Source organism: Methanotorris igneus Kol 5, from assembly GCF_000214415.1.
GTDB lineage: Archaea > AGJL01 > Methanococci > Methanococcales > Methanococcaceae > Methanotorris > Methanotorris igneus.
In genome coordinates this window covers 1,806,336-1,823,609 of sequence record NC_015562.1, presented here as the reverse complement: position 1 = coordinate 1,823,609, position 17,274 = coordinate 1,806,336, and the positions used below count along the sequence as shown (strand labels likewise).

The window sequence follows — 17,274 nt, the reverse complement described above, 5'->3', positions numbered from 1 at the left end:
GATATAATTATTTTGGTGATATTATGGGAGACGATGTCGATAAAAAACTTATAGAGATTCTAAGTATTTTAGCAGAGGCAAATAAACCCATAGGGGCAAAAATCATTGCGGATGAGCTAAAAAAGAGGGGTTACGATATTGGGGAGAGAGCCGTAAGATACCACCTAAGGATTTTAGATGAGAGGAAATTAACAAAAAAAGTTGGTTATGTTGGAAGGGTAATAACTCAAAAAGGACTTGAAGAACTTGAAAAGGCAAATATTTCATACAGATTAGGTTCAATATTTTCCCAAATTATGGAAAAGTTATATTTAGCTGATTATAGGAACGGTATAGCAGTAGTGAATAAATCAATCGTCTATGGAGACCATAACGAAATAAAAGATACCATCTTAAAAGTCCTTGAATTTGGATTGGGTGTTGGAGATAAGGTAAATATTGTTGAGGAGAAAAATTATACAAGAATTGAAACATTATGTAGTGTCACTTTTGATAACTGGCTTTTAAGCCATGGTATCTTGCCTATTCCAAAATATGGAGGTATTGTTAAGTTTGAGGATTATGAACCTGTTCAGTTTGAGGGTGTTATTAACTACAAATCTACATCTGTTGACCCTCTTGAAGCATTTATCATGCAAAGAAAAACGGACGTGTGGGGAGTTATTGAAAATGGAGAAGGTTATGTTCCTGCAAACTTCAGGGTAATTCCAAAAGAGGCAAAAGAAAAATTTGAAAAATTATTAAAAAAGGATACTCTAAACTGTATTTTAAGTTATGGGGAAGATAACGTCCTCGGATTAAATGTGGAGGAGGATGAGATTGGTATTGCATTAGTTGGGGGGCTTTCACCAGTAGCAGCACTTGTTGAGAAAGGTTATTATGTTGAATTAAACGCCGCTTCAACAATCAAAAAAGTAAGCTTCATGGAAAAAGTTAATAAGAGAAAAATAGTCCCTCAAAAAAAGAAGAGTGGTATTAGAATAAAATCTGTATTGTCAAAAATGTTTAATAACATGGCAAAGGTAACTTACGATATTAACAAAGAGGATGGAAACGTTATTGTTAATGTAGGATATGTTGAAAAGAAATACTATGATGACGTTGTAGAGATTTTAAAAGAAGCCTACAAAAAAGGGCTTGGTATTTCAGACAGATTTGGTATAAAAGAAGAAGATGGGTTAATAAAAATCTCTACTATTTGTGCATCTACACTTGATGGGATACTCTCTAACTATGGAATTCCAATAATTCCATGTTATGGTGGAGTTTTGGAGATTGGAGAAGAAAAAGAAAGGTTTATTGACATTATCTCCTATGAAGGTTCTTCGTTAGACCCTCATGAAGTATTTTTCAATAAAGTTGATTGTGAAACCTCAATACTTGCTGGGTTTAGAGAGGTTCCTATGTGTGCAAGGGAAGATTTGATAGATTTGGTTAAAGTTCTTGGTTGGAATGGAATAAAAGAGATTGGAAGGCCTAACAATGAGGTCTATGGTGTAAGTGTGGAGAAAAATATGTGTGGTGTCGTAACTATTGGAGGAATGAATCCATTGGCAATGATAAAAGAGCACGAAATACCAATAGAAATAAAGGCACTCCACGAAATAGTTAAGTTTTCTGAATTAGTCAAATATGATGAGATTTGACTATAAAAGCTTTAGTTTTCATGGGCATTTTTTAATCTCTTCTTTAATCTATTAAATTCCTCTTTTGGAGTTTCTTCTTCAAAACCTAAGGATTTTACCAATATTTCTGCATATTTAAAGTATTTTTTATCAATTTTCATATCCCCAATAAAGAAACCCCTACAATGCTTCAAAAACCATATATCATAAGTTAAAACCAATTTTCCATTTTTAAATTGGGGGGAAAATGGCCTAAGTTTGCAAATTAAAGGCCTTGCTTTATAAATGGTGCATCTCCTTTTATCCAAAAATATGCATCTTCCTCTAACTTCCTTTATTTCTCCCATTTTGCCATCAAAATACCTCAGATACTTCTCAATAACCTCATTAAAAGATAATCCAAGATACTTAGCAATGTTTACAATGTCTTTTTTTGTAACGGTTGGTGAATCGCAACATCCTCCACATTTTTTACAATACCATGCAATGCCACAAGTGTAAGAACCCATTATTTTCAAAATTTTCGAATTTTTATTTTTTAAGTTTATTTTTGCATTTGTTTTTTTGTTTTCATTTTTACTTGTTGATTTTTCCATTATCTACACCATGCGCACAGTTTGTGCATGGCTTTATATATCCACAGATGAAATCAATGCCCTTATGAATTTTAATGTGGATAGTTTTCGGGAATTTATATAAAAAGAACCCATATAAAATGCCAGTAATAACATCAACAATCCAATGCTGCCCCATTATTAGTGTAGATATTGGGATTAAGATGGCTAATGCATAGAAGATATATTTTATGTCCCCTTCTTCCTCTTTAAAATGTAGAGCAATTAGAATAGAATATGCAGTATGTAAGGATGGGATTTCATAAGTTGGCTTTGTGCATATCCACATTAATTTAAAATCAACTAAATCCTTTGCAACACCAACATCAAATGGTGCCTGAACCACAAAAAACGTATAGATTAACCCAGCAAACAGCCAACCCAATGCCAAGTCAACCAACATTATATCAGATTTTAAAAAATTTTTCTTTATTAGTAAATAGTAACCAATCCCTCCAACTATGCAGAATGTAAATGAGTATAGATAAATTACTCTAAAAAACTCAATGATTTGTGGCGGTAATCCTTGCAACGTGGCATAAAATTCTGCATTGCAAAATGGAATATAAGATAAATAATGGGTTAAATCAATGGGGTTCACTATTTGGGAATACCACATCAACCCTCCCCACATTAGATATGCAAAAGGATACAAAAGCAACCTAATAATAATTCTATTCCTTTCCATATTTCAACCTCTTTACTCTCTCATAAAGTTATGTTTCTATAATTTTTATTCTCTATAAAATTTAATGGAAAGGTTTTCACATAATAAAGTCAACTTGTCAATACCCAATATAATCAAAAAAATATTATCAATTAAAAGTAGGAATATAAATGTTAAAAAAACGTTTGAGTTATAGTAGGGAAACTGTAGTTGTTTGCCAATTTTATACGGCAAAACTTTGTTTTGCCATTTATTTTTTAAAAGAACGCTAAATCAAGTGTAAAAATTCCAAATAAAGGTTAATCATCCCCTATAATTTAATGGAGATTTCGTTCATTAGTAAGGCAAACAACTATAATTAAAATTGAAAATCTTGTATAAATTGATTTCTAATATCGTATTAATAGCAATAAAAACATAATTTATTTATTTTTTCCACAATTCAAATGCCTTTCTTTTGATTTTTTGTCTTTCTCTTTCTAAGAACTTATACATCTTAGCATGAGATGAACCTCTTAATATCATCTCAACTGCCTCTTTTGCAATTTGGACGGACTCAAACTCTCCTAATATAGCAACGGTTTTTCCAAATACTGAAACCCTTGCCCCAGTTAAGTCTTCAATATATTTTCTTGATTTTCCGCCACTACCAATAACTCTACCCTTCAATCTTCTCAGAGCATTTTCAGAACTTGCGTATTCAGTTATATCTATAATCTCCAATACATATTCATCACTAAGTAACTTCAAAGCATTTTCAGGAGAAAACCCTCTTCCTATCGCCATTACAATGTCTCTTGCCTTCCAAGTAGCAAGAGCATCTTTTTGTTTTTCAGTTGAGTATATTGTGACATCACCATCTTTGCTAATTTCGAGTTCAACACCTAACTCCCTTTCAATTGTTTTTTTTGTTTGACCTTTTTTCCCAATTAAAACACCAATTCTATTCTTTGGAATCTTTACAGTCTCAACATTTCCATGCATAACAACATCGCTAAAATTCATAGCCATCACCACGAAATAATTCTTATTCCAAATTGATATAAAATTTTTTATTTTTATTTTTGTTTTAAATGAATATTTATTTTAAATTTCTAATTTGGAATTTAAATTGATATCTCTTTAAATTTTGGTTAATTATTTAATTATATCAAAAAGAATTACAACTGTGCGATTTCTTCATCAATAGGATGTAGTTTTTCTCCTGTTATGTATTCATAAAGTTCCCTATAATCACAATCCACTCCTTTTCTCTTGAAAAAGTTACATATATTTTTGACATCCCTTATTAATAAGGCCTTTGATAGTGGATGTTGAGTTACAACGCTCTGAGAGAAGTCAATATATACTGGCTTATCATCTTTTACGAGAATATTATATTCAGATAAATCACCATGAACCAATTCTGCCTCACAGTAGAGTTTTTTCATATCTCGAGTTATTATTTCATAGAATTTTTCATAATCAACCTCAACATCTTTCAACCTCGGAGCAGGAACTCCCCTTTTCCCAACCAATTCCATCACAAGAACGTTTTCTCTCCTTAATATTGCCTTAGGAGCGTTTACAACTTCCCCTGCTCTTCTTAAATTTCTAAATTCCTTTTCAACCCATGCGTGTATAATCTGCCTTCTACTACTCTTCCTCAAATGAAATCTTGGATCCCCTTGGATATATTTGTGCATTGTTTTAAAGTCACACGTAGCTACTCTATAAATTTTAACGGCCCTGTATCTTCTTCCTTTCTTAGCACTAAAAACAACAGCCTCTTTTCCAGAGCTTATAACCCCAATAAATTCATCTATATGTTTCCCTGCCAATAGGCTGAATAAGATCATTAAAGTTCTTTTATCAAATACCTCATTTTCTGTTTTCAATTCTTCAAAAAATTTCCTCTCCCTTTCTATAACTCTCTTTTGATATTCTCTATCCAATTCAAATTCATCTATTTCATCAAGATTGAATTCTTTTTCGTGCACTATTTTATCATCCTCCTAATAAAAGGCTCATCCTTAAACTACGTTACCCATAATCTTATATATAAATAAAATTTCCATATTACTGAATTATGAGTGCAGAGATAATATAAACTACTATTCATGCTAAGGGATGAGGATTATAGTCGTGTGCGTTAAAATGTGGAATATACCATTGGTAAATTTTTAAGTTTAATGTATTATTTCAAATTTTAATGAATGATAACAATTATTTGGAAATTCATTAACGTATAAATAACTTTAAAAATTAATGGCAAAACCCTTTGGGTTTTGCCGTATATTAATTTCGCACACGACTATATATTGAAATATTGAAGTAATATGGGAGTATACAAGTTTATATTCAATATATAAAGATGATTGGTATCCCAATACATAAAAATTATGATAGATAATATATACTCGACAAAAATATTTAGAATATTGGCGTTATCAAATTTTACAGAGGTTAATCTATCTTAACAAAAATTTGACTTTGAATATATCCTAATACTAATTTAATCTATACTAATTTATAACGCAAACAACTATATTCGCTATTATCATTATAAAAAATAAGTTAATAATATAAAAAGCTTATCTCCTCCAATCATCATCAAACCTAACAATGTCATCTTCCTCTAAATATTCTCCAACTTGAATTTCTATAACTTCCAAAGGTATCTTTCCAGGATTCTCCAACCTATGTTTTTCTCCACTTTTAACAAAAACACTTTCTCCAGGTCTAACAAAGAACTCTTTACCTTCAATAACAACTTTAGCCATTCCTTTAACAACAATCCAATGCTCACTCCTATGATAATGCATCTGTAGAGATAATCTCTTTTTAGGATAAACAGTTATTTTCTTAACTTTATAAAACATCCCTTCCTCTAAGACTTCATAATATCCCCAAGGCCTAAAGACCTTTTTATGATATAATATTCTTTCATCATTTTCCTTTTTTAAAGTTTTAACAAGATCTTTTATTTTCTCACTACTGCCTCTTTTACATATAACCAAACTATCTTTTGTGTCCACAACAATTAAATCATTAATATCTAATAAGGTTATTAGTTTTTTACTACTTGAGTATACAAAATTATTCTTAGAATTTATGTATTTTACGTCTTCATTTAGTATATTTCCATTTTCATCTTTATCAAATATATCATATAAAGCATCAAAACTTCCTAAATCACTCCAAGTAATATTTAGAGGAATAACTGCTACTTTGTTGGATTTTTCTAAAACTCCATAATCTATTGAAATATTAGGGGCTAATTCATAAATATCTTTTATATCATTTAATTTAAACGCCTCATAAACCTCAGGGCAATATTTTTTAACCTCTTCTTTAAATAACTCACTATCAAATAAAAACATTCCAGAGTTCCACAAATAACCATTTTTTATATACTCTATAGCCAAATCTAAGTTGGGTTTTTCTTTAAATTCATCTGCTTTGTAACCAATCTCTAACTTTTCTCCAGGCTTTATATAACCATAACCAGTATGTGGTTTATTTGGCTTAACACCAAATGTTATTAGGTAGTTTTTAGTTAATTTTTGTCCTTCTTTAATGGTTTCAATTAACTCATCTTCTTCCAATATTAAATGGTCTGAAGGGAACACTGCCACAATATCATTTAAATCTTTGACTGCATAGTATATAGCCGGCAAGGTGTTTTTTCCTTCAGGCTCTAAGAGAATGTTATTTTCTGGGATGTTGTAATTTTCAACCTCATTCATGACCAAAAATTTATGCCTTTCATTTGTAACTATCAATATATCCTTTGGTTTAGTAAGGTTTAAAGCTCTATCCAATGTCATCTGAAAAAGAGACTTATCAAAACCTCTAAGTTTTATAAACTGCTTAGGAAAATATTCTCTACTTAGTGGGAACAGCCTAGTTCCTGAACCCCCTGCAAGAATTACTGATTTCATAGAAACCACCTTTTTTTATTCTGATTCTCAAAAATATATAACTGAATTTATAAATAAATAATTTTAAATAATTTTGTATATAAGGGTCATCTGCATGTTTTGACTGGAAGGTTTCTAAAAGTTTTCTTCCTAAGTACTTATTTGAAGTTAGTTTTAAAGTTGGGGAGTTATTTAGATTTTCTGGCGTTGATATTAAATATAGTCGTATGCGTTAGAAGGGTTTTTGGCAAAACTGAAAGTTTTGCCGTATGTCTTTTGGCAAAACCTAAGGGTTTTACCGTATAATTTGGAAAGAAACCTTTAAAAAAGGTTTCATCCAAATCGGATGCACTGCCTCGCTACGCTCGGCAGTGCCTCTTTTGGCAAAACCTAAAAGGTTTTGCCGTATATTTTTAAAAATTCATTAATGTTATGTATAGTTTAAAAATCCACTGCAACCTTTGGTTGCAGGGAAGTTGAATAACTACGTTATTCAACTATTTCGCACACGACTATAATAGGTGGAAGTGGTTCTCAGAACTAATCACCAGTCAGGATATGTAGATGAGTCAAAAAATATTGCTTTTGGATATATTCACCTTTTGAAGGATTTTTAAATAATGAGGATTTCCAATCTGTTTAGATTGAAGTTAAGTATAGTTGTTTGCCAATTTTATACGGCAAAACTTTGTTTTGCCATTTATTTTTTAAAAGAACGATAAATCAACCATAAAATTCCAAATAAAGGTTAAGAAGTAAGGCAAACAACTATAATGACATACCATGGACAATCCCAATAGTTTTTGATGTAAAAATCCAAATTATTATGACAATTTACCCATAGCAGGGATGCATGTTGATGATATCTACACCTACAACAAAAAAGAATTTGCTCAATTTAGTTGGAGGAGAAACAATGAATCTCTTTAATAGAGAAAAAGAAATGAAAGAAATTCTGTCAATTATTGAATTTGAGCCAAATTTTATTTATTTTATTTATGGTCCTATAAATAGTGGAAAGACTGCTTTAATTAATGAGATAATTAACAACAGATTAGATAAAGATAGATACGTTGTGTTTTACTTTGATTTGAGAGAAATTTTTATCTCTAAATATGATGATTTTATTGAGGTTTTGTTTGAGGAGTATGAAGAGGATAAAAATCCAATTGAATTAGTTAAGGACTTAATTAAAGACTCTCCTATACTCTTTGGAATTCCTACACCAAAAAATACGTTAGAAACTTTGTTAAGCAAAAAGGGACCTAAAAATGTCTTCAAGTATATAACAAACATCTTAATGAAAATAAAAGAGAGTGGTAAGCAGCCTATAATTATTTTAGATGAACTTCAGAAGATTGGAGATTTAAAAATAAATGGCTTCTTAATTTATGAATTATTTAATTATTTCATAAGCTTAACCAAGCATAAACATCTCTGCCATGTATTCTGCTTAAGTTCAGATAGCCTGTTTATAGAGAAAGTTTATAACGAGGCAATACTAAACGGAAGAGCTAAGTACCTCTTAGTCGATGATTTTGATAAAGAAACTTCTTTTAAATTCATGGACTTTTTATCTGAAAGGGTTTTGAATAAAAAACTCTCTAATGAAGAGAAAGAGCTAATTTATAGCCATGTAGGGGGGAAGTTAGTTGATATAATTTATATAATTCAAGAGCTCAAGAATAAAAACTTAGAGGAAATTTTAGATTACCTGCTTAAAGATGCCAAACAAAAATTAAAATACTTCTTAGAAGATGTTAAAGAGGAAAATGAAGAACTTTATAATAAAGTTTTAGAATCTTTAAAAATATTTAAAGAAAACTATGAAGTTGAAGATATAACAATAAATAAAAAAGTTAGAGAATTTTTAGTTAAGAAAAACATCTTATTTTTAAACCCTATTGAGGGAACTTTAAGACCACAGAGTTTTTTGATTTGGAATGGGATAAAGAAAATTTTATAGATAACTGGGGTGGGTTAAGATGAATGAAGAGATTAAAAAAGTTTTTGTAATTGGGCTTGATTCTGCTCCACCTGAGCTATTATTTGGGAGATTTTTAGATGAATTGCCAAATTTACTGGTTTAAAAGGAAATTATAGCAATTGGTTTAAATAACCATGCTTTGTTAACCACTCAACTTGGGTTTTTGTGTATCTCCAAACAATATCACACTTCTCGTCTCCTTGAACTTCCCAAGGTACCACAATTACAACATCACCTTCTCTAATCCAAATTCTTTTCTTTAACTTACCTGGGATTCTCCCTAATCTTGTTTTTCCATCCATGCATCTTACTCTAACCCTACTTGCTCCAAGCATTTGCTCTACTATCCCCAAAATCTCATTTTCTTCTGGTTTTGGGATTCTTACTCTTATTGGTTGTTCTTGTTGTTGCACATTATCACCTCTTGTTTATGTTTTTGTGTTTTTACATTAATGATTTAATTTTTATTGTTGAATTAATCGTTTGCAAAATTCTCTGCATTCATTCAACCAAAACAAAAATGTAGCAAAACCTAAAAGATTTCGCCATTAAATAATGCAAATGACTATAAGATAGTATCTACATGATACAATGAAAGTTCAAAAATTGAGAAAATACTCAATTAAAAAATCTATAAACGCACGTGTGATAAATTAAAGTTCATTTAAAAAATTTTGCACAATGACTATACCACAATCACATTTTTATAGTTATCCTTTAAAAATAACTCCGTGAAAATTTTCACATATATAAATATTAACAAAACTGATTTATATAGATAATGGTGATGACATGGTAAAGTTGATGCTTGCTCTCGATGTTATGGATAAAGATAAGGCATTAAAAATAGCAAGAGAAACATCAGAATATGTTGATGCAATTAAGATAGGTTATCCTCTCGTATTGGCAACAAACCTAAAAATTGTTAAAGAAATAAAAGAACTAAGCAATAAAGAGGTAATATGTGATTTCAAAGTTGCAGACATACCTTCAACAAATGAAAAAATTGCAAAATTAACATTGCAATATGCAGATGGAATAATATGCCATGGTTTTGTTGGGGAAGATAGCATTAGAGCGATTCAAAATGTCGCAAAGGAAAATAATAAAAAAGTTATAATGGTTACTGAAATGTCCCATCCTGGGGCAGTTATGTTCATGCAGCCAATTGCTAATGAACTTGCAAAATTGGCTAAGAAGTTAGGTGTTGATGGCGTTGTTGCTCCATCAACAAGGCCAGAGAGATTAAAGGAGATAAAAGAAATTGTTGGAGAAATCCCAATAGTCTCTCCAGGCATTGGAGCGCAGGGTGGGGATTTAGAAAAGGTTTTGGAGATTTTGTCTGATAATGATTACATAATTGTTGGAAGAAGCATATATAATAGTGAGAACCCAAAGGAAAGTGCAAAGATGTATAAGGAAAAATTAAAAAATAGAGAATAAACATTCTTTTTTATTTTTCATTTTTTTATTTTTATTGTTGTTTTTGTTTATTTTTTGAATATTTTGAAATTTTTTTGATTTAATGATGATGCCTTAACAAACTTAAAAGCCCCACGAGTAAGAATCCAAGTATCAATGGGTTAATAACCTTTTCTGGAGCATGTTCATAGACGTGTGATGCCAATAGCAAGAACGTTGCTATAAAAACTCCCCCAGAGATTGAAATGAGCGGTTTAATAGGAATATTGGAAAACAATAACAACCCTACAATTGTCCCAAGCACGGTTCCAAAGGATACAATGACCCCTATAAGTAATGGATTTTTATAGATGGATTTTAGTGGGGAAAGTAAGACGAACCCTGCTGGCAATTTGTGGAGTAAAATAGCAAGATACAATAAAAGTCCAAGATGTCCAATAAAACCCATAGCAATAATTAGACCATCTATAAACGTGTGTATAAAGAATGAGATGGGGTAGAGTAGTTTTACTTGCATATAATTAACTCCACATTCCTCACAGTATTTCTTACATAATGGACAAAATGCAAGGTATTTATCCAATAAGAAAACAAATAGAACACCCAAAATAACGTATAGTGATGAATTTTCGAAATGTCCAACTGGGATTAAAACAAGCGTTGCCACTCCAAGTATAAACCCATAAGAAAATGCCTCATACTCATACCTATATTTTAAGGAAACAGAGTAATAGGCCATTAACTCCCCCATGAGCATAAACACAAAACTTAATAACGATACAAAAATTGCCTCGTTTAACATAATTGCCCCCTCCTCATAAGCTTATAAAAATTACAAAATTATTTTTTAAACTGAATAAAAATAATAACAAAATAGATATAGGTCGTTAAAAATAAAAATCCCCATATTAACGGCATTCAATAATTATAATAAGTTGACTCTATAAATAGTTTAGGATTGAACTATTTAATAACGGTTATCGTTACACAAAACCATAAATATAATTAAAAACAGATTAACAACAGAATTAAACCAAAAAAAGAAAAAAATGATGAGAACGTCAAAATTATAAAAAACTAAACAAAAAGTATCCAATTGGGGAGGGGGAATTATGGAAATAAAATTACCTAATCCAAAATTAATTAATATTGAGCCAGTTTTAATAAAAAGAAGGTCTATAAGGGAATACAAAGATGAACCTTTAACATTGGAAGAACTTTCTCAACTCTTATTTGCATGCCAAGGAATAACTGATGATTATGGGTTTAGGACAGCACCATCTGCGGGGGCTACTTACCCATTAGAAATATACGTCTCAGTAAAAAATGTTGTTGGGCTCAGCAAAGGAGTTTATAAATACATTCCGCATTCCCATTCATTATTAAAAGTTTTTGATGGAGATATTGGTGAAGAATTGGCTACATTGGCTTTAAATCAGTATTTTATTGCCGAGGCACCAGTAGTTATTATATTTACTGCGGTTTATGAAAGAGCTACGCAGAGGTATGGGAAAAGAGGAATCAGATATGTGCACATGGAAGTTGGCTATGCATCCCAAAATGTATATTTAGAGGCAACTGCATTAAACCTTGGAACTGTCGCAGTTGGAGCATTTGATGATGAGGGTATTATGGAACTTATGGGGTTAGAGGAGGAATACCCACTATTATTAATGCCAGTTGGAAGAATTTAAGTTATACAAACTAAATACTAAATATTATATTAAAATATATTATATTATTATATTTATGACACTAAAAATTTATTTTTTATTTTATATTTTTGGAATTTGGAACTTATAAAGGTTTATCAATTTTTATAGCGTTATAAGCACCACTCTCAAGATTTTCAATATTAACAATTTTAACAATTAGTTTAACAGAACATTACAAATTTAAATTATTATGTTATATTGCAATCTTAACGATTAATAATATGAGGTGGCATTGATGGAAGAAATTTACCAAATTTTAAGAAAGCAGAGATATCAAATAAAAAACCACACTGCAGTTAAGTTATGTGGTTGGGTGAGGAAATGCCTATTAGAAAATAAAAGATGCTATAAGTCCAAATTTTATGGAATAGAGACACATAGATGCATCCAATGCACACCAGCAGTTGTTTGGTGCCAGCAAAATTGTATATTTTGTTGGAGAGTTTTACCATCTGACATCAATATGCAGGGAAGTTTGAAAGAGCCAAAGTGGGATGAACCAGAGGTTGTCTTTGAACAAATTCTAAAAATGCATAGAACAATGATAATGGGTTATAAAGGAGTTATTGACAGAGTTGGAGAGGAAAAATTTGAAGAAGCATTAAATCCAAGGCATGTTGCAATTTCTCTATCTGGGGAGCCAACGCTATACCCCTACTTAGATGAATTGATAAAAATCTTCCACAAAAATGGTTTTTCAACATTTGTTGTTTCAAATGGGATATTAACAGATGTCATAGAAAAAATAGAACCAACTCAACTTTATGTTTCATTAGACGCGTATGATGTGGAGAGTTATAAAAGAATTTGTAGGGGAAAAGAGGAGTATTGGGAAAAAATATTAAATACATTAGATATTTTGGGAGAGAAGAAAAGAACATGCATTAGGACAACCGTAATAAGGCATTTGAATGATGACATTTTGAAGTTTGTGGATTTGTATGAGAGAGCTAATGTCAATTTTATTGAAATAAAATCTTATATGAATGTTGGTTATTCAAGGAGAAGGTTAAAGTTAGAGGATATGCTTAAACCTGAAGAAATATTAGAATTGGCAAAGATTTTAGAGGAAAATAGTTGCTATAAATTCGTGGATAAATCTTCCGATAGTAGAGTTGCATTGTTAGTGAATGAAAATAAAAAGATAAATCCAAAAATTGATTTTTGAAATTATAGTTCAATAAATGCAAAAAAATTCGCGAACAACTATAAAATAACTACGAGGTATCTTATCCATTTAGATAAACCTTTTTTAGAAGGTTTCCATTAGAATCCATCCACTTTAAAGAATAGACATTTTAGATATTCGGTTCCCTTTGAGGTTATTGGATGGTCTGCTGGTTGTGTTCTGTAAGGCCCTATCTGTCTAATCCATTTATTTGCTTTTAATGCCGCATCGATAACTATTGCTTTAAATTCCATGGGCTCAATTGGATGGGAACATGAACACGTAACAAGCAATCTCTTTGCAAGTTTTGCACCGTATCTATTTAACAAATGATAGCCCCTAACTGCATTTTTCACGTCCTTTTTTGATTGGGCAAATGCTGGTGGGTCGAGGATAACGACATCAAACTCTTCCCCATCCTCAATCATTTCCTCCATAATCTCAAATGCATTTCCTACTCTAAACTCATATTTACTATCATCAATACCATTCAACTGCATATTTTCCTTTGCCAATTCTACGGCTTTTTTTGAGAGGTCTATTCCAACAACTTCAGCCCCTTTTAATGCCGCATGGACTGAAAAGCCCCCAGTATAACAGCAGACATCTAAAACTCTATCCCCCTCTTTTATAAATTTTTCAAGTTCTAACCTGTTATCTCTCTGATCTAAGAAAAAACCCGTCTTTTGCCCTCCAAATGTAACTTTAAATTTTGCATTTCCTTCTTTTATTATTGTTTCTGTTTTTTCTCCACACAATAACCCTTCTTGTTCTTTTAAACCTGCCCTTCTCCTATTTCTACCTGTACTTTTTTCATATATGCTATCAATTCCCAAGTCCAAAAGCGTTTCCACTATAGTATCTTTCATCAATTCAAACCCATAGTTGAATATTTGGACAGTTGCTATATCATTGTATTTATCAATAACAAGCCCATTTAGCCAATCTGATTGAGTATAAACCATTCTATAAGCATCTTTAAACCCTAAAAACTTTCTATATTTATCTGCCTCAATAATTTTGTTTCTAACGTAGTTCTCATCAATTTTCTCCTTTTTTAGGGTTACTATCCTTATTTCGTGTGGGTTTTTAAACCCCCTACCCAAAAACCTTCCTTTTTTTGAGTATACATCAACAATTTCCCCAACATCAAGTTTTTCAAAATCTCTAATGTTTAAAATCCCATGCTTCCTAACGATTAAATTTCCTTTTTCTATTGAACTATATGCCGCAAAATTAACATATATTTTTGGATAATCCATGCTATCACCATATAAAATATTTTAAAAAAGTATAAAAATATTTTTTATTATTATAGGTATAAACATCTTAAAAAGACCTAATCCAAATGAGTAGGTGTATAGTCGTGTGCGTTATAAAGGTTTTTGGTAAAATCTAAGGCTTTGCCATTTATTTCAAATTTTAAGGAATGATAAGGACTATTTAAAAATTTATTAATGTATAATTTAAAAATCCACTACAACTTTGGTTATAAAGCACGACTATATACTTATGCACCATATTTTTTAGCTAAGCCCATCAAATCCATCAATATAGGCATTATATGTTTACCTTTAATCCAACCTAAGCCTCCTTTGTATGTGCTAAATTCATCAAATCTCTCAACGTCATCTGTTCTAACACTCCTACCCCAAATAACTATTGGTATTGGGTCTGCTGAGTGGTCTTTTTCCTCTATTGGTGTTGAGTGATCCCCGGTTAACACAAGGTAAACATCATCTTTATCTATATGCTCAATAATGTATTTTAACATTTCATCAATCTTTTCAATAACCTTTTTCTTTGTCTCATAGTCCCCATCATGCCCTGCCTCATCTGCACCCTTAACATTAATTAAAACAAAGTCATACTTCTCCAATGCTTCAACTAATGCCCTCGCTTTGCCCATAAAGTTTGTTTCTGGCGTTCCATTTGCCCCTTCTACTTCAATAAGATCCAAACCAACCATTTTACCAATACCTTTTATTAATCCAGTTCCAGCAATACAAGCTCCTTTTAAGCCGTATTTTTCCTCAAATTTTTGTATATAAGGAACCTTTCCTGCACCCCTTGGCAAGATAATATTTGCAACTGGTAATCCCTTCTTTCTTCTTTCTTCATTTATTGGATGGTTGTTTAATTTTTCATAGGCAATTTTTAACAATTTGTTCAATATCTCTGCTGTTCTCTTTGCCTCTTCTGAATCATCCAATGGCTCAACTGTCTTAACTTTTCTACCCTCTTTTTTAGGGTCTGCATCAGTAACTTTATCGCTCAACCCCTCTCCTCTCAAAACCAACGCTGCCCTATAACCACCAGATTGCTTAAATATGACTTTAACTCCATCAATTTCCAAACCATCTAACTCTTTGGCTAATGCTTCTGTTTCTCTAATCCTTCCTGCTCTCCTATCTAAAACAACAAAATTTTCATCGACAGTAGCAAAGTTGCATCTAAATGCCACATCTCCTGGTTTAACCTCAATACCAACACCGCATGCCTCAAAAGGACCTCTTCCAGTATATACTTCATAAGGATCATATCCAAGAATTGCAAGGTGTGATGTATCACTTCCTGGTCTAACACCGATATCAATAGCATTCATAATTCCGCAAATTCCTTCCTTTGCAATTTTGTCCATTGTTGGTGTATTTGCTTCTTTTAAGGGGGTGTTACCTTCTTTATTTGGCCTATCTCCTAACCCATCAATAACAAAAATAACTGCCTTCATTCAACCACCTTATTATTTTATGCATTAAGTCGTTTGCTAATTTCTTTTATGTATATGTGCATAAAAAATTTTTGAAATAATCATAAATAAGCGTAAAATTTCAAATAGGTAATATAGTCGTGTGCGGAATTAATATACGGCAAAATCCATAGGATTTTGCCATTTATATTTATGCATTAATGAATTTTTAAATAATCTTTATTCCTCCTTAAAATTTGAAATAAGCCATAAAATCTTTAAGAATTTACCAACAATTACGGCAAAACCCTTAGGTTTTGCCAAAAGATATACGGCAAAATCCCTTGGATTTTGCCAAAAAGTTTCTAACGCACACGACTATAATTTATACTTTTAGCTTCTTTGGAGATTATGACTATTTATAACGCAAACGACTATTATGTTATGGGGTTAGATATATATATTTTAATTGTATTTATCTGATTAGTGCTTTTATAGTCGTCTGCGGGATTTTACATAAACTATATTCACAACAATTAATATAAACAAATGTTCTTTTAAAATTCTGTTTAAAATTCTGAAAAAGCAGTTGACAAAAATTTTATATCCTCTCGCAGACGACTATAACCACAAAAAAGAAAAGGTGATGTGATGGTAGAAAAAGGAACATTGGTAAAAATAACATACGATGGATACGTTAATGGAAAACTCTTCGACACAACAAATGAAGAATTGGCTAAAAAAGAAGGAATTTACAACCCAAGAATGATTTACGGTCCTGTCACAATTGCTGCTGGAGAGGGTATGGTATTGCCAGGATTAGATGAGGCGTTATTGGAAATGGAAGTTGGTGAAGAAAGAGAACTTGTTCTACCTCCAGAGAAGGCATTTGGTAAAAGAGACCCTTCAAAAGTTAGAGTAGTTCCAATGAAAGAGTTCCAAAGATTCAACATAAGGCCTATTGTAGGAATGCCAGTTAATATTGATGGAAATGTTGGAAAAGTTGTTAGTATTAACAGTGGGAGGGTTTTAGTTGATTTCAATCATGAACTTGCCGGAAAAGAGGTCAAATATAGATTAAAATTGGAGGCAGTTATCGAAGAACCAGAAGAAATTGTTAAAGAACTCGTAAAAATGTACATGCCTTCAATAAATACAGACGACTTAAAGATAAAAATGACCAAAAAGACCGTTACAATCAACCTTCCAGAGGTTTGCTCATTCATGAATAACATCCAAACTATAAAAATGGCAATAGCAAATGAAATTATAAAAAGATTAGATGTTGATAAAGTTTCATTTGTTGAGACATTTGTAAAGAAAAAACAAGACAAAGAGGAAAATGAAAACAAAGAATAAATAGCTATTTTTATCCCTTCAAATTAATTTTTTTATTTTTATTTTTTATATTAATTAATTTACATTAACATAAATTAAATATATTGTCAGGATCAATTAATCATTTTAGTTTTTATAAAATTAAAT

At 31.2% G+C, this 17,274-nt stretch carries 15 protein-coding genes and 1 pseudogene; 7 read left to right on the top strand and 9 right to left on the bottom strand.

Features of this window, described 5'->3' with window-relative positions:
- The first annotated feature begins 23 nt into the window (after positions 1 to 23).
- Positions 24 to 1,646, top strand: coding sequence for a DUF128 domain-containing protein (locus METIG_RS08920; RefSeq protein WP_013799895.1), 1,623 nt, complete (start codon positions 24 to 26; stop codon positions 1,644 to 1,646).
- An 11-nt stretch (positions 1,647 to 1,657) separates the two neighbouring features.
- Here METIG_RS08920 and METIG_RS08915 read toward each other — a convergent pair whose 3' ends face one another.
- The 5 genes from METIG_RS08915 to METIG_RS08895 form a co-directional block, all read right to left on the bottom strand.
- The gene (locus METIG_RS08915; RefSeq protein WP_013799894.1) at positions 1,658 to 2,221 is read right to left on the bottom strand and encodes a YkgJ family cysteine cluster protein; all 564 of its coding nucleotides are present in this window, start codon (positions 2,219 to 2,221) and stop codon (positions 1,658 to 1,660) included.
- Positions 2,202 to 2,927 carry a phosphatase PAP2 family protein gene (locus METIG_RS08910; protein ID WP_013799893.1) on the bottom strand — a complete coding sequence of 242 codons (726 nt, stop codon included), beginning with the start codon at positions 2,925 to 2,927 and terminating at the stop codon, positions 2,202 to 2,204. The genes METIG_RS08915 and METIG_RS08910 overlap by 20 nt, the downstream gene beginning before the upstream one ends.
- Positions 2,928 to 3,332: 405 nt before the next feature.
- Positions 3,333 to 3,917 carry a KH domain-containing protein gene (locus METIG_RS08905; protein WP_013799892.1) on the bottom strand — a complete coding sequence of 195 codons (585 nt, stop codon included), beginning with the start codon at positions 3,915 to 3,917 and terminating at the stop codon, positions 3,333 to 3,335.
- Positions 3,918 to 4,066: 149 nt separating this feature from the next.
- Positions 4,067 to 4,885 (bottom strand): serine protein kinase RIO, encoded by an 819-nt coding sequence (locus METIG_RS08900; protein WP_013799891.1) that lies wholly within the window; start codon positions 4,883 to 4,885, stop codon positions 4,067 to 4,069.
- Between the two features lie 594 nt (positions 4,886 to 5,479).
- Entirely contained in the window at positions 5,480 to 6,829 is a 1,350-nt protein-coding gene (locus METIG_RS08895; protein WP_013799890.1) for a mannose-1-phosphate guanylyltransferase/mannose-6-phosphate isomerase, read from the bottom strand.
- A gap of 751 nt (positions 6,830 to 7,580) precedes the next feature.
- Here METIG_RS08895 and METIG_RS09770 point away from each other — a divergent pair.
- Positions 7,581 to 7,705, top strand: a pseudogene (locus METIG_RS09770) (sulfate adenylyltransferase); the annotation flags it as partial.
- A 19-nt stretch (positions 7,706 to 7,724) separates the two neighbouring features.
- Positions 7,725 to 8,774 (top strand): ATP-binding protein, encoded by a 1,050-nt coding sequence (locus METIG_RS08890; protein WP_048055722.1) that lies wholly within the window; start codon positions 7,725 to 7,727, stop codon positions 8,772 to 8,774.
- Positions 8,775 to 8,905: 131 nt separating this feature from the next.
- Here the strand turns inward: METIG_RS08890 and eif1A are convergent, their stop codons facing one another.
- Complete coding sequence (gene eif1A / locus METIG_RS08885) at positions 8,906 to 9,208, bottom strand: translation initiation factor eIF-1A (RefSeq protein WP_013799887.1); 303 nt, start codon at positions 9,206 to 9,208, stop codon at positions 8,906 to 8,908.
- 379 nt (positions 9,209 to 9,587) lie between these two features.
- Between eif1A and pyrF the strand changes: the two genes are divergently transcribed.
- Positions 9,588 to 10,238, top strand: coding sequence for an orotidine-5'-phosphate decarboxylase (pyrF, locus tag METIG_RS08880; RefSeq protein WP_013799886.1), 651 nt, complete (start codon positions 9,588 to 9,590; stop codon positions 10,236 to 10,238).
- A 79-nt stretch (positions 10,239 to 10,317) separates the two neighbouring features.
- On the opposite strand, the gene METIG_RS08875 is transcribed toward pyrF, so the two are convergent.
- A complete protein-coding gene (locus METIG_RS08875; protein ID WP_013799885.1) occupies positions 10,318 to 11,019 on the bottom strand; it encodes a ZIP family metal transporter in 702 nt (233 codons plus the stop codon).
- A 310-nt stretch (positions 11,020 to 11,329) separates the two neighbouring features.
- On the opposite strand from METIG_RS08875, the gene METIG_RS08870 reads away from it, so the two are divergent.
- On the top strand, positions 11,330 to 11,911 hold the full coding sequence (locus METIG_RS08870) for a SagB/ThcOx family dehydrogenase (RefSeq protein WP_013799884.1): 582 nt from the start codon (positions 11,330 to 11,332) through the stop codon (positions 11,909 to 11,911).
- 256 nt (positions 11,912 to 12,167) lie between these two features.
- A complete protein-coding gene (twy1, locus tag METIG_RS08865) occupies positions 12,168 to 13,100 on the top strand; it encodes a 4-demethylwyosine synthase TYW1 (protein WP_013799883.1) in 933 nt (310 codons plus the stop codon).
- Positions 13,101 to 13,198: 98 nt separating this feature from the next.
- Here the strand turns inward: twy1 and METIG_RS08860 are convergent, their stop codons facing one another.
- The gene (locus METIG_RS08860) at positions 13,199 to 14,362 is read right to left on the bottom strand and encodes a class I SAM-dependent rRNA methyltransferase (RefSeq protein WP_013799882.1); all 1,164 of its coding nucleotides are present in this window, start codon (positions 14,360 to 14,362) and stop codon (positions 13,199 to 13,201) included.
- Positions 14,363 to 14,610: 248 nt separating this feature from the next.
- Entirely contained in the window at positions 14,611 to 15,831 is a 1,221-nt protein-coding gene (locus METIG_RS08855) for a 2,3-bisphosphoglycerate-independent phosphoglycerate mutase (RefSeq protein WP_013799881.1), read from the bottom strand.
- Between the two features lie 609 nt (positions 15,832 to 16,440).
- Between METIG_RS08855 and METIG_RS08850 the strand changes: the two genes are divergently transcribed.
- Complete coding sequence (locus METIG_RS08850) at positions 16,441 to 17,148, top strand: peptidylprolyl isomerase (RefSeq protein ID WP_013799880.1); 708 nt, start codon at positions 16,441 to 16,443, stop codon at positions 17,146 to 17,148.
- Positions 17,149 to 17,274 lie beyond the last annotated feature (126 nt).

What these genes read in the sequence shown, in the direction of transcription:
- METIG_RS08910 (WP_013799893.1), bottom strand. Translation starts at nt 2,927, where the DNA reads ATGGAAAGGAATAGAATTATTATTAGGTTGCTTTTGTATCCTTTTGCA.
- METIG_RS08920 (WP_013799895.1), top strand. Translation starts at nt 24, where the DNA reads ATGGGAGACGATGTCGATAAAAAACTTATAGAGATTCTAAGTATTTTA.
- METIG_RS08875 (WP_013799885.1), bottom strand. Translation starts at nt 11,019, where the DNA reads ATGTTAAACGAGGCAATTTTTGTATCGTTATTAAGTTTTGTGTTTATG.
- pyrF (WP_013799886.1), top strand. Translation starts at nt 9,588, where the DNA reads ATGGTAAAGTTGATGCTTGCTCTCGATGTTATGGATAAAGATAAGGCA.
- METIG_RS08860 (WP_013799882.1), bottom strand. Translation starts at nt 14,362, where the DNA reads ATGGATTATCCAAAAATATATGTTAATTTTGCGGCATATAGTTCAATA.
- METIG_RS08850 (WP_013799880.1), top strand. Translation starts at nt 16,441, where the DNA reads ATGGTAGAAAAAGGAACATTGGTAAAAATAACATACGATGGATACGTT.
- METIG_RS08870 (WP_013799884.1), top strand. Translation starts at nt 11,330, where the DNA reads ATGGAAATAAAATTACCTAATCCAAAATTAATTAATATTGAGCCAGTT.
- METIG_RS08855 (WP_013799881.1), bottom strand. Translation starts at nt 15,831, where the DNA reads ATGAAGGCAGTTATTTTTGTTATTGATGGGTTAGGAGATAGGCCAAAT.
- twy1 (WP_013799883.1), top strand. Translation starts at nt 12,168, where the DNA reads ATGGAAGAAATTTACCAAATTTTAAGAAAGCAGAGATATCAAATAAAA.
- METIG_RS08890 (WP_048055722.1), top strand. Translation starts at nt 7,725, where the DNA reads ATGAATCTCTTTAATAGAGAAAAAGAAATGAAAGAAATTCTGTCAATT.
- METIG_RS08905 (WP_013799892.1), bottom strand. Translation starts at nt 3,917, where the DNA reads ATGGCTATGAATTTTAGCGATGTTGTTATGCATGGAAATGTTGAGACT.
- METIG_RS08895 (WP_013799890.1), bottom strand. Translation starts at nt 6,829, where the DNA reads ATGAAATCAGTAATTCTTGCAGGGGGTTCAGGAACTAGGCTGTTCCCA.
- METIG_RS08915 (WP_013799894.1), bottom strand. Translation starts at nt 2,221, where the DNA reads ATGGAAAAATCAACAAGTAAAAATGAAAACAAAAAAACAAATGCAAAA.